General features: G+C 37.3%; 16 protein-coding genes and 2 pseudogenes. 4 read left to right on the forward strand and 14 right to left on the reverse strand.

What is annotated here, in order from left to right:
• Window positions 1-37: 37 nt before the first annotated feature.
• The 5 genes and pseudogenes from D8849_RS07205 to D8849_RS07225 form a co-directional block, all read right to left on the reverse strand.
• Window positions 38-1,359 (reverse strand): annotated as a pseudogene (locus D8849_RS07205) (ISL3 family transposase).
• Window positions 1,360-1,518: 159 nt separating this feature from the next.
• Window positions 1,519-3,414, reverse strand: coding sequence for a mercury(II) reductase (gene merA / locus D8849_RS07210; RefSeq protein WP_020903446.1), 1,896 nt, complete (start codon window positions 3,412-3,414; stop codon window positions 1,519-1,521).
• A 28-nt stretch (window positions 3,415-3,442) separates the two neighbouring features.
• Window positions 3,443-3,835: an Hg(II)-responsive transcriptional regulator gene (merR, locus tag D8849_RS07215; protein ID WP_000640389.1), complete on the reverse strand. Its 393-nt coding sequence runs from the start codon at window positions 3,833-3,835 to the stop codon at window positions 3,443-3,445.
• A gap of 269 nt (window positions 3,836-4,104) precedes the next feature.
• The gene (gene cadX, locus D8849_RS07220) at window positions 4,105-4,443 is read right to left on the reverse strand and encodes a Cd(II)/Zn(II)-sensing metalloregulatory transcriptional regulator CadX (protein ID WP_000711094.1); all 339 of its coding nucleotides are present in this window, start codon (window positions 4,441-4,443) and stop codon (window positions 4,105-4,107) included.
• 11 nt (window positions 4,444-4,454) lie between these two features.
• Window positions 4,455-5,069, reverse strand: a complete 615-nt coding sequence (locus D8849_RS07225; protein WP_000615750.1) for a CadD family cadmium resistance transporter — start codon at window positions 5,067-5,069, stop codon at window positions 4,455-4,457.
• 28 nt (window positions 5,070-5,097) lie between these two features.
• Here D8849_RS07225 and D8849_RS10675 point away from each other — a divergent pair, with 28 nt between their 5' ends.
• Window positions 5,098-5,271 (forward strand): FanG protein, encoded by a 174-nt coding sequence (locus D8849_RS10675; RefSeq protein ID WP_071788300.1) that lies wholly within the window; start codon window positions 5,098-5,100, stop codon window positions 5,269-5,271.
• Between the two features lie 251 nt (window positions 5,272-5,522).
• Window positions 5,523-5,900: pseudogene (locus tag D8849_RS10820) on the forward strand (hypothetical protein).
• Between the two features lie 459 nt (window positions 5,901-6,359).
• Here D8849_RS10820 and D8849_RS07240 read toward each other — a convergent pair.
• From D8849_RS07240 to D8849_RS07260, 4 genes are all read right to left on the reverse strand, one after another.
• Window positions 6,360-6,554: a hypothetical protein gene (locus D8849_RS07240; protein WP_000469564.1), complete on the reverse strand. Its 195-nt coding sequence runs from the start codon at window positions 6,552-6,554 to the stop codon at window positions 6,360-6,362.
• Window positions 6,535-6,867: a hypothetical protein gene (locus D8849_RS07245; RefSeq protein ID WP_117644786.1), complete on the reverse strand. Its 333-nt coding sequence runs from the start codon at window positions 6,865-6,867 to the stop codon at window positions 6,535-6,537. Before D8849_RS07245 ends, D8849_RS07240 begins: the two co-directional genes overlap by 20 nt.
• A gap of 359 nt (window positions 6,868-7,226) precedes the next feature.
• The gene (locus tag D8849_RS07255; RefSeq protein WP_125386633.1) at window positions 7,227-8,066 is read right to left on the reverse strand and encodes a phage replisome organizer N-terminal domain-containing protein; all 840 of its coding nucleotides are present in this window, start codon (window positions 8,064-8,066) and stop codon (window positions 7,227-7,229) included.
• Window positions 8,067-8,074: 8 nt separating this feature from the next.
• Window positions 8,075-8,356, reverse strand: a complete 282-nt coding sequence (locus tag D8849_RS07260; RefSeq protein ID WP_084947900.1) for a DNA-binding protein — start codon at window positions 8,354-8,356, stop codon at window positions 8,075-8,077.
• 147 nt (window positions 8,357-8,503) lie between these two features.
• On the opposite strand from D8849_RS07260, the gene D8849_RS07265 reads away from it, so the two are divergent.
• Entirely contained in the window at window positions 8,504-9,022 is a 519-nt protein-coding gene (locus D8849_RS07265) for a helix-turn-helix domain-containing protein (RefSeq protein ID WP_084947897.1), read from the forward strand.
• Between the two features lie 51 nt (window positions 9,023-9,073).
• On the forward strand, window positions 9,074-10,228 hold the full coding sequence (locus tag D8849_RS07270; protein ID WP_125386634.1) for a site-specific integrase: 1,155 nt from the start codon (window positions 9,074-9,076) through the stop codon (window positions 10,226-10,228).
• A gap of 132 nt (window positions 10,229-10,360) precedes the next feature.
• Here the strand turns inward: D8849_RS07270 and rpsI are convergent, their stop codons facing one another.
• The 5 genes from rpsI to pheT all read right to left on the reverse strand — a co-directional run bounded on the left by rpsI (window position 10,361) and on the right by pheT (window position 16,165).
• Window positions 10,361-10,753, reverse strand: coding sequence for a 30S ribosomal protein S9 (gene rpsI, locus D8849_RS07275; RefSeq protein WP_000075964.1), 393 nt, complete (start codon window positions 10,751-10,753; stop codon window positions 10,361-10,363).
• Window positions 10,754-10,771: 18 nt separating this feature from the next.
• Window positions 10,772-11,218, reverse strand: a complete 447-nt coding sequence (rplM, locus tag D8849_RS07280; RefSeq protein WP_001044624.1) for a 50S ribosomal protein L13 — start codon at window positions 11,216-11,218, stop codon at window positions 10,772-10,774.
• 216 nt (window positions 11,219-11,434) lie between these two features.
• Complete coding sequence (locus D8849_RS07285) at window positions 11,435-12,634, reverse strand: ABC transporter permease (protein ID WP_125386635.1); 1,200 nt, start codon at window positions 12,632-12,634, stop codon at window positions 11,435-11,437.
• Entirely contained in the window at window positions 12,631-13,524 is an 894-nt protein-coding gene (locus D8849_RS07290; protein WP_125386636.1) for an ABC transporter ATP-binding protein, read from the reverse strand. Before D8849_RS07290 ends, D8849_RS07285 begins: the two co-directional genes overlap by 4 nt.
• Window positions 13,525-13,759: 235 nt before the next feature.
• Complete coding sequence (pheT, locus tag D8849_RS07295) at window positions 13,760-16,165, reverse strand: phenylalanine--tRNA ligase subunit beta (RefSeq protein ID WP_125386637.1); 2,406 nt, start codon at window positions 16,163-16,165, stop codon at window positions 13,760-13,762.
• Between the last annotated feature and the right edge of the window lie 62 nt (window positions 16,166-16,227).

The following is a 16,227-nucleotide window of genomic DNA, read 5'->3' on the forward strand; positions in this document are numbered from 1 at the left end:
AAATTTCGGGTATTCGGATTTTATGGTGGAAAAGGGCTTATAAATCACCCTTCTCCAAATTCTTAATAAGTGTGGAAAAATCGACACCTAAGTTGTCTGTAATGTCGTGATCATTCACTTCATACCAATTGAAAGTATCGTATAACATAGCTTTATTGAAAGCACTTGAATTAAATCGTGGCTTACGCTTTTTATGGAGCTTCTCATTGAAAAGGATTTTGGCTCGTAAGGCATCAAACGAGTAACCTCTACCCATTCGCTCTACCTACCTAATAATGCTGTTAATTGACTCCGTATAAGCATTAGTGAGCCTTTTATCAAAGTAGTTGAATATTTCAACATGCCAGTTGTCTACGGCTCTCACGAGGTCTTTATATGCGTCTTTAGAGTTGCTGGACATACAACGGTGTCTCCATTGACTATAACGAAGATGACCTTCATCTGGATCAGGAGTATCCCATATCCAGTAAAACTCTTCTTTGAGTTCATAGGCTTCTTTTAAAGCAGGAAGATTACCTAACCAAGTATCTAAGAGGAATGATTCACGTTCATTTAGATCGTGTTTACGCTTTAGAAGGATAAACCTTTCACGCATAAGGTACGTCTTTCTTTTTGGCTCATATGGGCTTTCAAAGACTTTCTGACGTTATCTAAGGCTTGATTAGCCATTCTAACTACATGAAACTTATCTACGACAACTTTAGCGTGTGGAAGGATAGTGTTCACTGCGTCTTTGTAGGGCTTCCACATATCCATTGTGACGTACTCAATGTAAGTCCTGTCACTGATTTCTGAAAGACGTTGGATGACTGTTTCCTTGTTACGGTTAGGCTTGATGTCATAAATAGTCCTGCGTTCAATATTAGTCAATACAAGCCGAGGTCTACGGATAATATGTATCTCGTCTATCCCAAGCCACTTAGGAGTTTCAAACTGGTATTCACGTTCTTTGAGTGCCACATAGTCCTTAAAAACGTTCCTAATGGTTTTTTCGTCAACACCAACGCTTTCTGCGACTTCTACAAAGGTCTTAGACATGGATTGCTCTTGAATGGACTTTAAAAGCCTTTTGGTCATACTACGCTTTTCATCTACAGATATTAGGCGTTCCCAGAAGGTAGATCCGCATTCACGACACTTGTATCGTCTACGGTTCAATTGTAAGCCCACTCGCTTTAAACGAATGGGCAAATCCATAATTAGTTGATTTCTTGAACTGTGTTTGTACAACTTGTCAAAACCACATTCAGAACAACATTCAGGTGGTCCGACTGCTTCAACTTTAAACATCATATCGGTTTCATTTTCTTGTGGCGGTTCTATTGTTTTAATGTCTGGTAAGGATAATAAGTCTGACATATTATTCATCCTTTATTACTCTGCGGTGTTAAGGTATCAATTATAGATTTGATGTCGAAATCATCAGTGTTAAATTATTTTTGTGACCACAAATGCACTTAGAAAATCCCTTAAAGCATTAGCTGGTTCACTTGAATAGGGAGTTGTAAAAAAGTTCCCTTAGCCTGCACAGCAAGATAATTTCGAAACATCTTTATCAAAAGTTAGGACAGCCAGCTTCAATCCTTCTGCCATTGTTAGATATGGAGCCATCGTTTCTCTCAGATCTCCAACAGTTAAACCGAATTTCACAGCTAATGTTGCTGCATAAATTACGTCTCCTGCGTTTTCTGCCACTACATGCGCCCCTAACACTTTCAATGTTTTCGCGTCTGCCACTAATTTGAAAACACCTGTTGTTTCCCGATTAACGAGCGCTCTTGGAACAGCATCCAACGGCAATACCGATGTTTTCACTTCATATCCTTTTTCTTTTGCCTGTTGCTCCGTTAAACCAACCGTTGCAATCGATGGAGAAGTAAACGTAACGCCTGGAACCACTTCTAAATTGACCTTTTGATTTAGTCCTCCGATTGCATTACGAGCAGCAAGTCCACCTTCATAAGCAGCTACATAAACAAATTGGGGACCGAGAGTGACATCTCCAGCTGAATAAATTCGGGAATTGGTCGTTTTAAGATAATCATCAATGACAATTTCACCACGGGAACCAACTTCAACGCCTGCTGCATGTAAGTTTAATGATTCTGTATTTGGTTTTCTTCCAGTGGCAATTAGCAATTGTTCTGCTTCAATAATTCGCTTTTTACCATTTATCTCAACATGAACTTTTTTAATGTCTCCATCTTGCTCAACTCGTTCATAGGTTGCACCTGTTACTAAATTAATTCCCTGTTCTGTTAAGGCCTTAGTAATGGCTTCTGAAATTTCAGGATCGTATTCTTTTAATAGACGCTCGCTTCTTTGAATCAAAGTGACTTCTGACCCGAGGTTATGAAATAGTTGTCCTAATTCCATGCCGATATATCCTGAACCAATTACGGTAAGACGATTTGGAACCTTCTTTAATTCCAATAAGCTAGTGCTTGTTAAATAATCTACTTCATCTAATCCGGGAATATTAGGTGCAGTTGAAGAAGCACCTGTAGCTATTAAAAATCTTTTGGCTGTGATTTGATTGCCATTTACTTCAACTGTATTTTCATTTACGAATTTTGCTTCACCTTTTATTAATTCAAAACCATAATCATCAATTAAATTCACATATTTTTCATTTCGCATCTCGGTTACTAAATCATTCTTTTGTTTTACTAATGGCGCTAAATCAACATTTGAAGCCGAAGTGTGTAATCCCACAAATGGATTATTTTTTGCTAGATGATTGATTTCCCCTGCTCTTAATAAGGTCTTAGAAGGAACGCATCCGACATTAACGCAAGTTCCACCCACCGTTCCACGCTCAATCATAGCCACTTTTGCGTTCAAAGTAACGGCTTCAATGGCAGATGAAAAGGCAGCTCCACCAGAACCGATGATGATGTAATCATAATCATAGTTACCTTCATCATTTAAACTTACATCTGTCCTTTTTTCCGATTGCACTTGTATTTCTTCTACTTCGCCCGGGTGATATTGTGCGTCAGTAATCGCTGTTTTCGCGATATCAATGTCTACATCATACGGTAGTTCAAACAGTGCTTCTCCGCGACGAAAGTCTACTTCAATCCCTTTTGCACCTGCATTTTCAAGAGCAACCGCAATATGTTCTTCACAACCAGTGCAGGTCATTCCTTCAACGTTTAGCCGATATTTTTTCAATAAATTCGTCTTTTGTTCCGATTGAAATTCTTCTGCTTCGCCCGGGTGATAATTTGCGTCAGCAATCGCCTTTATTGCACTTTCAACCTCAATATCATCGGACAGTTCAAATACTGCTTCACCACGACGATAACTAGACTCAATATTTTTAGCACCTATCTTTTCAAGTGCTGATTCTACGTGTTTTTCACAACCCGTACAAGTCATTCCTGAAATGTTTACCTTAAATTTATTCATAAAAAAGCTCCTTTCGTTAATTAATCTCTCATGTTAATGTTTCTATTATTGGACACGAATGTAATTGCTTTTCATCTGGACATCGTTGTTTTAAGTCGTCTAACATGGTTTCAATTCGTTTTAAATCCTCTATTTGTTTTTGCACTTCCTTTTGTTTTTTAGAAACAAATTCGAACATATCTTGACAACGAACTTCATCTTTATCTACAACACCAAGTAATTTATAAATCTCGCTTAAAGAGAAACCAAGTTCCTGTATTCGTTTAATAAGCCCAACACGCTTAACGTCATCATATGAATATATCCGATAACCAGCTTCCGTTCGGTGAGGTTCTTGTAATAAATTTTTTCGCTCGTAATATCTGATCGTTTCTTTATTAACTCCACATTTATCTGCAAACTCACTAATGCGATAAATCATCTTATTTCACCCCCTGAATATTATAAACCATGTACCATAGTACACGGTCAAGTAAATTGGACTATTTTATTTTTTTCCCAAAGTATCACTCGTATGTGATTGATACTTTTATATAATACTATTGATTATCCTAACATCCCACCAGAAAATCCGATTTAAACACCAGTTGTTTTTAAACTATTAAGAAAGTAATTCCACTATATATTCCGAAGACCCGAAATTTCATAGAGTAGCTCCCTAGAATCATGGAAAAGTAGTAAAAATAGTTGTTATCCTAGTTGATTAAAAAAATCCCTGATTTCCTCATCTTTTATAAAATAATATATAATTTTCCCCTCTCTTCTAGTGCCCAAGATGTTTTGATTGGCTAGTTTACGAAGATGGTGGGAAGTAGATGCCATACTGAGATTTAGTAAACAGGCTATATCACAGACACAGAGTTCTTCAACAGCAAGAAGATAGAAGATGATATTTATCTGTTTATTATCGGTAAATTTTGTTAAAATGCGAAGTGATTTTTGGACTTTTTCCTTTTCAAGGTAGTTCGTTGCGGTTGTAATACTTTGCTGATTTATAACATTCACTTGGCAGATACTATCTTTTTTCATAATATTTTCTCCTAGCCTAATATAGTCCATAGTATGTCAAAACTGTTATTTTCAATCAGGATATATATCCCCAATCCTAAATAAACAACGGCAATAAACCATCTGCTATATTTTTCCAAAATTTCTCCAACAGAAGAGACTTGTGCCAATTTTTGGGCAGAAAAAACCAAGAGATAAATCATGACTAGAAAGGTAAGTAAAGCTACTATCAAATTTGCTAAATTTAAGGTAGTAAAATATGGAACAAAGACACCAATATTGTCAGCACCACAACTTGCAAAAGTAATCATAGCGACTAGAAATATCAGGTTTTTATTATCTTTGCGCAAACCTTCTTTGGCAATAGCTTCTCCATCAGAATCTCCTAAAAGCAAAACTTTGAGACCTAGGAAAATTGGAATCAAACCGAGTAAACCTAAAATCTCTTTACTAGGAATATAATTTAAGACAAATGCAAAAAGCAAACTTAGCAATATTAGACTAACAGAGCCTAGAAATTGTCCTAAATAGATGTTAATGATGTCTTTTCTGCTTTTTCTTTTGGCAAAAAATAACATTAGGATAATAAGTAAGTCTACGGCTGTCCCAGAATACAGGATTATTGAAGTAACAACATTTTGAATCATAAAACACCTCATTCAAATATATTTTTGAATGTATTCTAACATTAAACTTTGTAGATGTCAACTTAAAATCCACCAAAATATAGATAAGAAGTTAGTGTACCAAATATTAAAAAGCCCTGCCATCGAAATGACAGCAGGGCTTAACTTCAATATCCAGATAATATATTTATCTAAAAAAGGTACAGTTTTTATTGATTTGTAGTGCGATATAATGAGTTTCCAAAAATCAAAAATCGCTTAAAATCAATATTTTGACATCTATTGGCGTGTACTGAAACCCTTACTTAACCTCTGTAAGGATATAATTACGGTACCAGTATATCATAAATAATAACAAAATCTTGACTTTCCGAAACATAATGATTTTCCCGAAAGAAAGAGATCAACCTAAAAAATTACTTTCTTACTTATGTAATGTTTCTTTAATATAATATAGAAATAAAAAGTATGTAAATGAAAAGATTTATCACATTACTTTTAGTGTCTCTATCTACAATTTTATTAATTGCATGTTCTAACCAATCAAGCAATTCTTTAGATGGCGAATACCGTTGAATAAACGAGAGTAGAAATGAAGTTGCCTTTACCATTTCAGGTAACAAAGGAAATAGCAACAAAGGAGAGGCCGACACCTTTACAATTGATAAAGACAGTGCAACAATCGAACCGACTGGCTCTAATATCATAAACCGAAAAGAGAATTATACCTTCAAGGATGACGTATTCACTGTAGATATTTCAGGAACAAAGCAGGAGTATTACAAAAAGGATAGTGAAGAAATACAGCGACAAGTAAAACCCTCAAACTATTTGATATTCTTTATACAATAAAAACGCTTTTGTACTGACCCCAAAAGTTAGATTTTTTCTGTCTAACTTTTGGGGGTCAGTACACACCCGCATAGCGGGTATTTTTTTGTCTCGTACCTAGCAGAGTGAGACAGGCTAATAGTCACATAATAAAAAATTTACTTAAAGTCAGATTTTAAATACTGTAGAATAGTTCTTTCTAAAACTTACTCCCAAATTTTTTTGCTCGTATAATTCATCAGGGGTTTGGGGATTCCCCAAAATTCAAATCATCCCAAAAAGTACATACACTTTGTGTATACAAATTTTGGGATGATTTTGGGAGTGTGTGTATACAGACTCTGAGCTCGCAAAGTCATATTATGAGAAATCTTTCCTTCTCGATAAAATAATCCCAAAAATCAATTTGACTGTCATTTGTGTGTACAAATATTTTAAGAAGATATATAAAAACGCTGCAAAATTTTTAACAGCGTTTCCTTATTTTAAAATTCTCATATGTCTTTCTTTTTTATGGTTAGCATCATAGTATTCCAGCATCGCATGATACAAACGAGCCTTCGTTTTATCTTGTTGTTTAATTCCATGAAGAAATAATTCTGCTCGCTTTAATTTCAATATGTATTCGCATATCTGATCAAAATCCTTATCCATATTACTTTTGAAAATAAACATCTTTTTCCTCCATCACATCAACTATTTTTTGCATCAAAATAGACATATCCATTTTGTTTTCATAGCTTATTCTCCCAACTACAGTTGCAAGACGGGCTATAGAATTGATATTCTTTCCGACTTGTTCCAACTCTTCTGTTAAAGGAACTAAACCTTCAAAAGAGACTTTTTGGATGTTCAAATCTGTTCGTATTAATTTTTGTCTAGCAAACTCAGAAAAATTACGAATATTTTCCTTCCTCATACAATCATTTAATTTTTTATTTTCTTTTTCTGTCAAAAATACCTGTTTCAACACCGATTTTATTCTCATACTCTTATCACCTTGTTTTCTTATTTAGTCGTTTTACAAGTTCTTTCACTTGTTTGCTTGTCTTCTTTTCATATTCTATCATCAGCTCAACGCAGTAGTGAAATATCCTTACATTATCCAAATCTTCACTTTGTTCTGCTATTCTTTCTAACTGACGTAAGTTATTGATAATTCTTCTAACTTGAAATATAAAGTCATGATAAGATTCAAAATCAAATTGAAGATAAATAGGCGAACTCTTAAACAACATTTTCCTAGCATAAGAGGAAAAATTTAGATGGTTTGTCATTTCAATCAAGTTATTCACTATTTCATTTTGCTCTTCAGTGATATAACATTTCTTTAGAACAGTCCTATATCTACTCATTTATCATATACTTCTTTCGGGCATTTTCATGGGCAATAGCTTTGCACTCCAGCATACGTTCCTGCTTTAAATTTTCCATAGACTTAAATAAATACGCTAAAGGAGAAGTCGCATCCTCAGGAATCCGTTCGATCATGCTAATAACTTCATCACTAGTTACATACCCACTAGCCAAATACTCGCCTATCTTCATCTTCTGAGCATGTGTTAAAGTGTAATTGTTAGGATACAAAAATCTATCATTGTACTTATAAGAAATGGATTCTAACAAAGAATAATATTTGGGTGGAATATAAGTTTCAGTCTTTCTAGAACTATTATCCAGTATATTCTCAATCTCTTTCTTATTCTTACTCTTGTTCTTAATCTCTTGCGTTACATTATCATTTTCATCCGTTACTGTAACGTTACAGTCTAAAACGAGTTGTGGCTCGCCTGTAATTAGTGCTTTTTGTTTTTGTCTATGACGAGCAACACGTTCCCTAGTTTGTTTTCTAATCTTTTCTAGTCCATCTATATTCTGATGTTTCTCCCATTTTGGAATGGTAATAGCGCCATCTATGATTTCTATCATGCCAAATTCTTCAAACATGCTGAGAGCTAATTTTATCGATGTAGCTTTTCGTCTAAACACTGTTGAAAGCATTTCTTCTGTGTAATATACCTTATTTCCTAAACTCAGTATGCCACTATTATTTTGCTTTCCTGCAAGTACCAGAATTTTGAACCATATTACAATAAGCGTATCTCCTTCTGGCATTGATTCTATTAATTGAATTTTTTCATCATCAAATATATCTGTTGTTATCTTGATCCACTGAACACCATTCATACGAACACCTATCTTTCATATTGCTTCAACCATCGTGTTACTGCTCTTTTGTCGTATAAAGTCACTCCATCAATTACCATGGTTGGCATTCCTTCTTTTGTCCATTTTTGGATTGTTGTCGTAGATACATCTAACCACCTAGACAAACCTGACATACGAACCATAGGTTTATAAAGTTCTTTATCTTCAAATACTCTTGCTACAGCATTTGAAATCATCTCATCATAATGAGCACGTAATTGCTTCTCTAAATCTTTAGGAAGCTGGACAACTAAAGTAGTTTCCGACATAAATTAACACCTCATTTCTAAATTAAATAAGCTCCGAAACCATTTAATTTGTTATTCATTTTGAATTATATATCCTTTTTGAATTTTTGTCAAGCTTTTTTATTCAAAAAGAATAAAATGTGTTATAATGATAAAAAGGAGGTTCTTATGACCAATCATATTACTAAACTGATAGAAAATAGCGGAAAAAAATTGACAGAAATTAGCGAAGCTACAAATATAGCCTATCCTACACTTTCTGGATACAATCAAGGAATCCGCAAACCTAAAAAAGATAATGCTGAAAAATTAGCAAAATACTTTAATGTTTCCGTCGCTTACATTATGGGACTTGATAGCAACCCACACGCTCCATCAAATCTTAAAATTGTTACAGATAGTTTCAAAACATCTAAAATTGGTTCTGTGACACCTTTTAAAAGCGATATGGAGAAGTTAAAGAAAAGTATCGAATTTGGCGAAAGGGCATTAACACTACCACTTGATGATAGTTTTTCAGATGAATTTCGTCATATATTCTCAGAATACCTAGCTGAGAAAAACAAACGTTTTATATCTGAGTTTATAGACTATATGAATCACCAAAACAAAGATTCTAAAGTTTGGCAGAGCTGGATTAAAACAGACGAATACGCTATCCGCCAAGAAGATAGAAAAAATAGATAGACACTCATTTCTCAATTACATAAGCTCCGAGAACTTAGATACGGAGAAAAAATGTCTATACACAAATACAAAACAAAAAAAGGAATCCTATACTATGTCAGCTTTTACATTGGCTTAGATGCTTACGGAAAGAAAAAAAGGCACTTAAAGAGAGGGTTCAAAACCAAAAAAGAGGCAAAATTGTACGAAGCTCGTTTAGAAGCTGGTGTCGTTGCCCCAACAGTAAATACCGACAAACCTAACCCAAAAGTCACTTATAAAGAACTTTATCAAGAATGGTTTAAGGCCTATGTTGGGACCGTTGAAGAAACAACTTCTTCCCAAACTAAGAATATCTATCGAATACATATTCTACCAATATTTGGCCATAAATTTATTGACCAAATCAGTCCTTTAGACTGTCAAAACTTTATTACACAAAAATCTCAGACTTTCAAAAATATCAAACAGATAAAATCCTATACCTCAAAAATTTTTGATTTTGCAATCAATATGAACTACATTGATCGAAATCCAATGAAGAATGTTATCATGCCCAAAATCAAAAAGACAAGATCAGATAATTTTTGGTCACTGGAGGAATTGCATCATTTCCTTGATATAGTGAAAGAAACTGAGCCATTTAAACATTTTGCTTTATTTAGACTTCTTGCATTTAGTGGACTACGAAAAGGGGAGTTATACGCTTTAAAATGGGCTGATATTGACTTTGATAGCAATCTATTGAACATAGACAAAAGTCTAGGAAGAATTGACGGTAAAGCAATTGAAAAGAGTACAAAGAATGAATCTTCAGTTCGCACAATCTATCTTGATGATGAGACAATCGATATTATTAAGCAATGGAGAAATTTCTATCTGAAAGAACAATCTCAGTTGCCTCTTACAAAACTAAATATCAGTAACGAATATATGTTCTCTTACATATCAAGCAATGACAAAATTGAACCTTTGCATGCTGATTACATTAATAATGTACTAAATCGAATCATTAAAAAGCATAAATTAAAACCAATTAGCCCACATGGGTTTAGACATACACATGCAACACTTATGTCTGAAATTGGAATCGATCCTTCTAATACATCAAAACGTCTCGGTCATGCAAGCAGTCAGATGACATTAGATGTCTACACTCACACCACAAAAACTGGTGAGAAAAACTCTATTGACAAATTTGCAAATTATCTCAATAAAGCAAAATAGAATCATGATTTTTAAAATTTAGAAGAGGTTATCAGAAGGTTATCACAAAGCTATTCTAGCTCAAAAATCGACAAAAAAGCACTTTGCAAAATCTTTGCAAAGTGCTTTGAAACGTTGATATAATCGTATTGATTAACGTTTTGAGAATTGTGATGCTTTACGAGCTTTCTTAAGACCTGGTTTCTTACGTTCAACTTTACGTGAGTCACGCGTAAGAAGTCCTGCGCGTTTCAATGAATCGCGGAAGTCTGGGTCTACTTGAAGAAGGGCACGAGCGATACCGTGACGGATAGCTCCTGATTGACCAGCGTATCCACCACCTACAACGTTAACGAAAACGTCGTATGAACCTGCAGTTGAAGTAACTGCGAATGGTTGGTTGATTACAAGACGAAGGTCAGCGTGTGGGATGTACTCTTCAACATCTTTTTTGTTAACAGTGATTTTACCAGTTCCTGGAACAAGGCGAACGCGTGCAACAGCGTTTTTACGACGTCCAGTACCTGCATATTGTGCTTGTGACATACTTTATTGTTCCTTTCCTTAGATAAGTCCTGAAATATCAAGAACTTCTGGTTGTTGTGCAGCGTGAGTGTGCTCAGCTCCAACAAATACTTTCAACTTCATACCTTGAGCGCGTCCAAGAGTATTGTGTGGAAGCATACCTTTAACTGATTTCTCGATCAAACGTACTGCATTTTTAGAACGAAGTTCACCTGCAGAGATTTGTTTCAATCCACCTGGGTGGTTTGAGTGAGTGTAGTAGATTTTATCAGTTGCTTTTTTACCAGTCAATTTAACTTTTTCAGCATTGATAACAATCACAAAGTCACCTGTATCAGTGTGTGGTGTAAATGTTGGTTTGTTTTTTCCGCGAAGTACGCTAGCAACTACTGCAGAAAGACGTCCAAGTGGTACATCAGTTGCGTCAACTACGTACCATTTACGTTCAACTTGGCCTGGTTTAGCCATAAATGTTGTTTTGTTCATGATTTCTCCTATATATAGTTCGATTTTTGTTTACGGTGATGGGTGTTCCTTCCCATCGAAAAGTATTTGGAAGGTTCCGGGGCCTTTCAAATGGGGTAAACAATACCGCCTACTATAATACCAAATTTCACCCCTAAAAGTCAATAGATATGAAAAATATTTTTCTGAATTCCACTCTTTTTATCTCTAAAAAAACCTCGCTTTCGCGAGGCTCTTCTATTTATAAGATAAGGCACGTTTAAAGGTTTTCCAAGGACCTAAATCATCTGTTTGCAGAACGAGGCTAGCATACATACGTCCGATAAAGACTGTTGCCGTTACTGCAAAAGCAATCGTAATAGCAAGCGAAATCCAAGCTTCTAACCCATTTGCATAACCATTAATAGCTCTAAACGGCATGAAGAAAGTCGAAATAAAGGGAATATATGAACCAATCTTCAAGATGAGATTGTCACCAGCTGCACCTAGAGCTGTCACTCCAAAAAAACCACCTATAATCAAAATCATCAAAGGCGACAAGGCTTTTCCTGAGTCCTCAGGACGAGAAACCATAGAACCTAGGAAGGCTGCTAAAACAACGTACATAAAGAGGCTAACCAAGACAAACAATAAGGTGTTGAGCGAGAAAGCTTCTCCTATATGGTTTAAAATACCAGATTGTGCCAAGATTGGTAGGTCTTTAAAGAGAAGAATGGCAGCAAGTCCACCCACGACGTAAATGCCAATATGAGTCAAAATCACAAGAAGCAGAGCCAGCATGCGAGCGTAGAAATAATGACTAGCTCGGATACTAGAGAAGACCACCTCCATAATTTTGGTTCCTTTCTCGCTAGCCACTTCCTGAGCAGTGACACTAGCATAGGTAATCAAAATCATATAAAGGAAGAAACCAAGCCCTGCGGCCGCAAAGGTTTGAATCATTTTTTTATTTTCCTTGGATTCATCAATTTTCTCCGTAAAGTTAACTGTTTGTTCCAAGCGTTTTTCCTGTTCTTGTGACAAATTGGCTGCCGAACGATTGAGTTGGTATTGCAGTTCGTTGAGCTTATTGGTTACTACTAGCTTGATGCCTGCTTCAAGAGAAGTTTCACCATGATAGACGGCCTTGAGGACGCTGTCCTCTTGGTCAATGGTTAGGTAACCCTTGATTTTCTCATCTTTGATAGCAGCTTGGGCACTGGCTTCATCCTGATAATCAAAATTGAGACCATTGGTAGATTTGAGACCTTCTGTCACAGCTGGAACCGTGCTAATCACTGCTATCTTACCACTTTGAGCCATTGATGAGCCTTGGAGATAGCCAATTCCTCCAGAGAGACCGATAAACAAGAATGGTGAAATCACCATAAAGAAGAAACTCCACGATTTGACATGTCGAAGATAGGTTTCCTTCATTACAACCCACATATTTCTCATACTTCCACCCCTGATTCTAGTTTAAAGATTTCATCAATTGTTGGCGCTTGCTGGTCAAAGGTTGCGATGTATTGCCCCTGAGTCAAGATTGGAAAGAGTTCCCTTCCAGCGCTCTCATCCTCTAAGATCAATTTCCAACTGCCTTGTTTGGTCAAACTCACCTGCTTGACATGAGGAAGATTTTCCAATTCTTCCTTGCTTCGTTCACTTGAAACAAAGAGACGCGTTTTCCCGTATTGATTGCGAACATCCTGAACTGGTCCATGCAATACCACACGACCATCTCGAATCATGAGAATATCGTCACAAAGCTCCTCGACGTTGGTCATGACATGGTCAGAAAAGATAATGGTTGCCCCACGTTCTTTTTCTTGAAAAATGACTTGCTTTAGCAATTCAGTATTGACTGGGTCCAATCCACTGAAAGGCTCATCCAAGATAATCAAGTCTGGCTCATGAATCAAAGTAATGATGAGCTGAATCTTCTGCTGATTTCCTTTTGACAGACTCTTAATTTTATCTGTCAGCTTCCCTTTCACTTCCAACCTCTTCATCCATTGAGGGAGTTTTTCCTTGATCTCCTTGGCATCCATACCTTTTAGCGTCGCCAAATAGCGAACTTGTTCAAAGACTGTCAATTTAGGCATGAGACTGCGTTCTTCAGGCAGATAGCCAATCCGAGCGTAGGTCTCTTGACGAATATCCTGACCATCCAGACTGATGTCTCCTTGATATTCTAAAAACTTCAAAATACTGTGGAAAATCGTTGTCTTCCCAGCACCGTTTTTACCAACTAATCCCAAAATACGACCTGGTCGCGCTTGAAAGTCAATACCAAACAAAACTTGCTTGGGTCCAAAACTTTTCTCTAGACTTCTTACTTCTAGCATCTTTCACCTCCGAAATGTCTTGCACTCATTATACTCCTTTTTGATAGCCTTTACAATGATTTCTGTCCATTTTCATTATCCTCATTTTAGTAAAAAATCTTAGGGTACTTTGAGTTATGAGTACATTATACACTGGTAAGCTCCAATTTATCTTCTCTGTTCCTCAACTGTCTATTTTTGATCCTGAATTGTTATTTGAAAAGCAAAAATCCACCCCGAAGGATGGTTTGATACTTTAACGCACTTCTGCGTTCACTTTTTCTTCGAGAGACGCTTGGATTTTTTCCATATAGCGTGCGACTTCTTCGTCCGTTAAGCTGTCTTCTGGATTTTGGAAGGTCAAGCTATAAGCCATTGACTTCATACCAAGTCCCAATTTCTCACCTGAGAAGACGTCAAAGAGTTTAATATCTGTCAAACGTTTTACGCCTGCAGCTTGGATCGCGTCCACAACTTCTTGGTGAGTGACTTCTGCCTTGAGGAGAAGGGCAACGTCACGGCTGACTGCTGGGAATTTAGTAATTTCTACAAATGGATTAGCAGGTTGAAGGGCTACTTCGATTGCTGAAAGGTTGAGCTCAGCCACATACGTTTCCGGAATATCGTAAGCCTTAGCAGTGACTGGATGCACTTGGCCAAGAAAACCAAGAACTTGGTCACCGAGTGAAATGACTGCTGTACGACCTGGGTGGAGGCTTGCAATTTCAGCTGTAGCTGTATAGGTCACTGCAAGTCCCAAGCGAGTAAATAGGGCTTCAAGGATTCCCTTAGCATAGAAGAAATCAACTGGAACTGCTGCTGTTTGGAAATCTTTTTCTGCAACCAAGCCTGTCAAGGCAAAGGCAAAACTGTTGATCTCATTTGGAAGTTCTTCTTTTGGATTGCCAGTTTGTTCAAAGACTTTTCCAATCTCATAAAGGGCCAAGTTTTTATTCTTACGAGCTACGTTATAAGCCACCGTATCAAGGATACCTGAGATCATATTTTGACGGAGGACAGAACGGTCCACTGTCATTGGCCACATGAGTTCAGTAAGGTTACTTGGTTGAGCCGTAAACTCAACTGCTTTTTCAGGAGTTGTTAGAGCGTAGGTGATGATTTCTGTCAAACCTGCTCCTTCAGCAATGGTACGAACCTGACGACGAAGTTTTTGTGTGGCTGTCAATTCACCAGCTGTACCGTCATCTTTTGGAAGACTAGTTGGCAAGCGGTCATATCCGTAGATACGAGCGATTTCTTCAAAGAGGTCTGCTTCGATAGTGATATCCCAGCGACGACGTGGAACGCTGACTGTAAAGCTGTCTGCATTTCCAGAAAGACCAAAGCCAAGACGACGGAAGACGTCTTCTACATCCGCGTAAGAAAGTTCTGTACCAAGGACACGGTTAACATCAGCAAGAGTTGAAGAAACTTCCACATCAGAGGTATCAAGTTCACCCGCTGAAACGATACCCTTACGCACAGTCGCACCTGCAAGCTCTGCAATCATGCTAGCTGCCGCATCAAGAGCTTCGTTAACAGTTGCCACATTGATCCCTTTTTCAAAGCGAGAAGATGACTCAGAACGAAGGTTGAGGCGACCACTAGTCTTGCGGATAGATTTGCCATTGAAAACAGCCGCTTCAAGGACAACACGACTAGATTTTTCAGAGATTTCTGTTGCTTGACCACCCATAACACCTGCAAGAGCAACTGGCTTGTCAGCGACAGTAATGACTAGGTCATTCACGTCCAAGTCACGTTCTTCACCATCTAAAGTCACCAATTTTTCACCAGCACGCGCTTCACGCACACGAATGTCAGTTCCTTCAAAGGTATCCAAGTCAAAGGCATGCATTGGTTGACCAAAGTAGAGAAGGATGTAGTTGGTCACGTCCACTACGTTATTGATTGGACGGATTCCTTCATTCATGAGAAGGTTTTGCAACCATTGTGGACTTGGTGCGATAGTCACATTGTCCAAGATACGAGCTGCATAATAAGGCGCCTTGTCTGTCTCAATACCTACAGAAAGAGCATCTGCTGCAGCTTGGTCAGTTTCTGAAAGAGTAAATTCTTTAAAGTTGACTGCCTTATCATAGATGGCTGCCACTTCGTGAGCCACCCCACGCATAGAAAGAGCGTCCGCACGGTTAGGTGTAATTGAAAGTTCGATGATTTCATCATCCAAGTCTAGATATGAGAATACTTCCTCACCTGGAACGGCATTTTCTGGCAAGATTTGGATGCCATCTGCGAATTCCTTAGGTACAACTGAGTCAGAAATTCCCAATTCACCAAGTGAACAGATCATCCCAAGTGACTCTAAACCACGGATTTTTCCTTTTTTGATTTTGTAGTTGTCAGCGATGCGAGCTCCCGGAAGAGCCACCATAACCTTGATACCAGCACGCACATTTGGGGCACCACAGACGATTTGACGGGCTTCTTCTTCGCCAACGTTAACCTGACAAACATGGAGGTGAGTTTCTGGAACATCTTCGCAAGATAAGACCTCACCGACGACAATTTTTGAGAGACCAGCAGCAGGTGATTCGACACCTTCTACCTCGATCCCTGTAGTTGACATTTTTTCAGCCAACTCTTGTGATGGCACATCAATGTCCACCAATTCTTTTAACCATTTATAAGATACAAGCATAATTTAGTTCTCCAGAATGACAGTTGCCACTCTAGTTCTTTTCCTTTCCTATCATTTCAATA

The sequence above is a fragment of the Streptococcus mitis genome (assembly GCF_003942765.1).
Taxonomy (GTDB): Bacteria; Bacillota; Bacilli; order Lactobacillales; family Streptococcaceae; genus Streptococcus; species Streptococcus mitis_BE.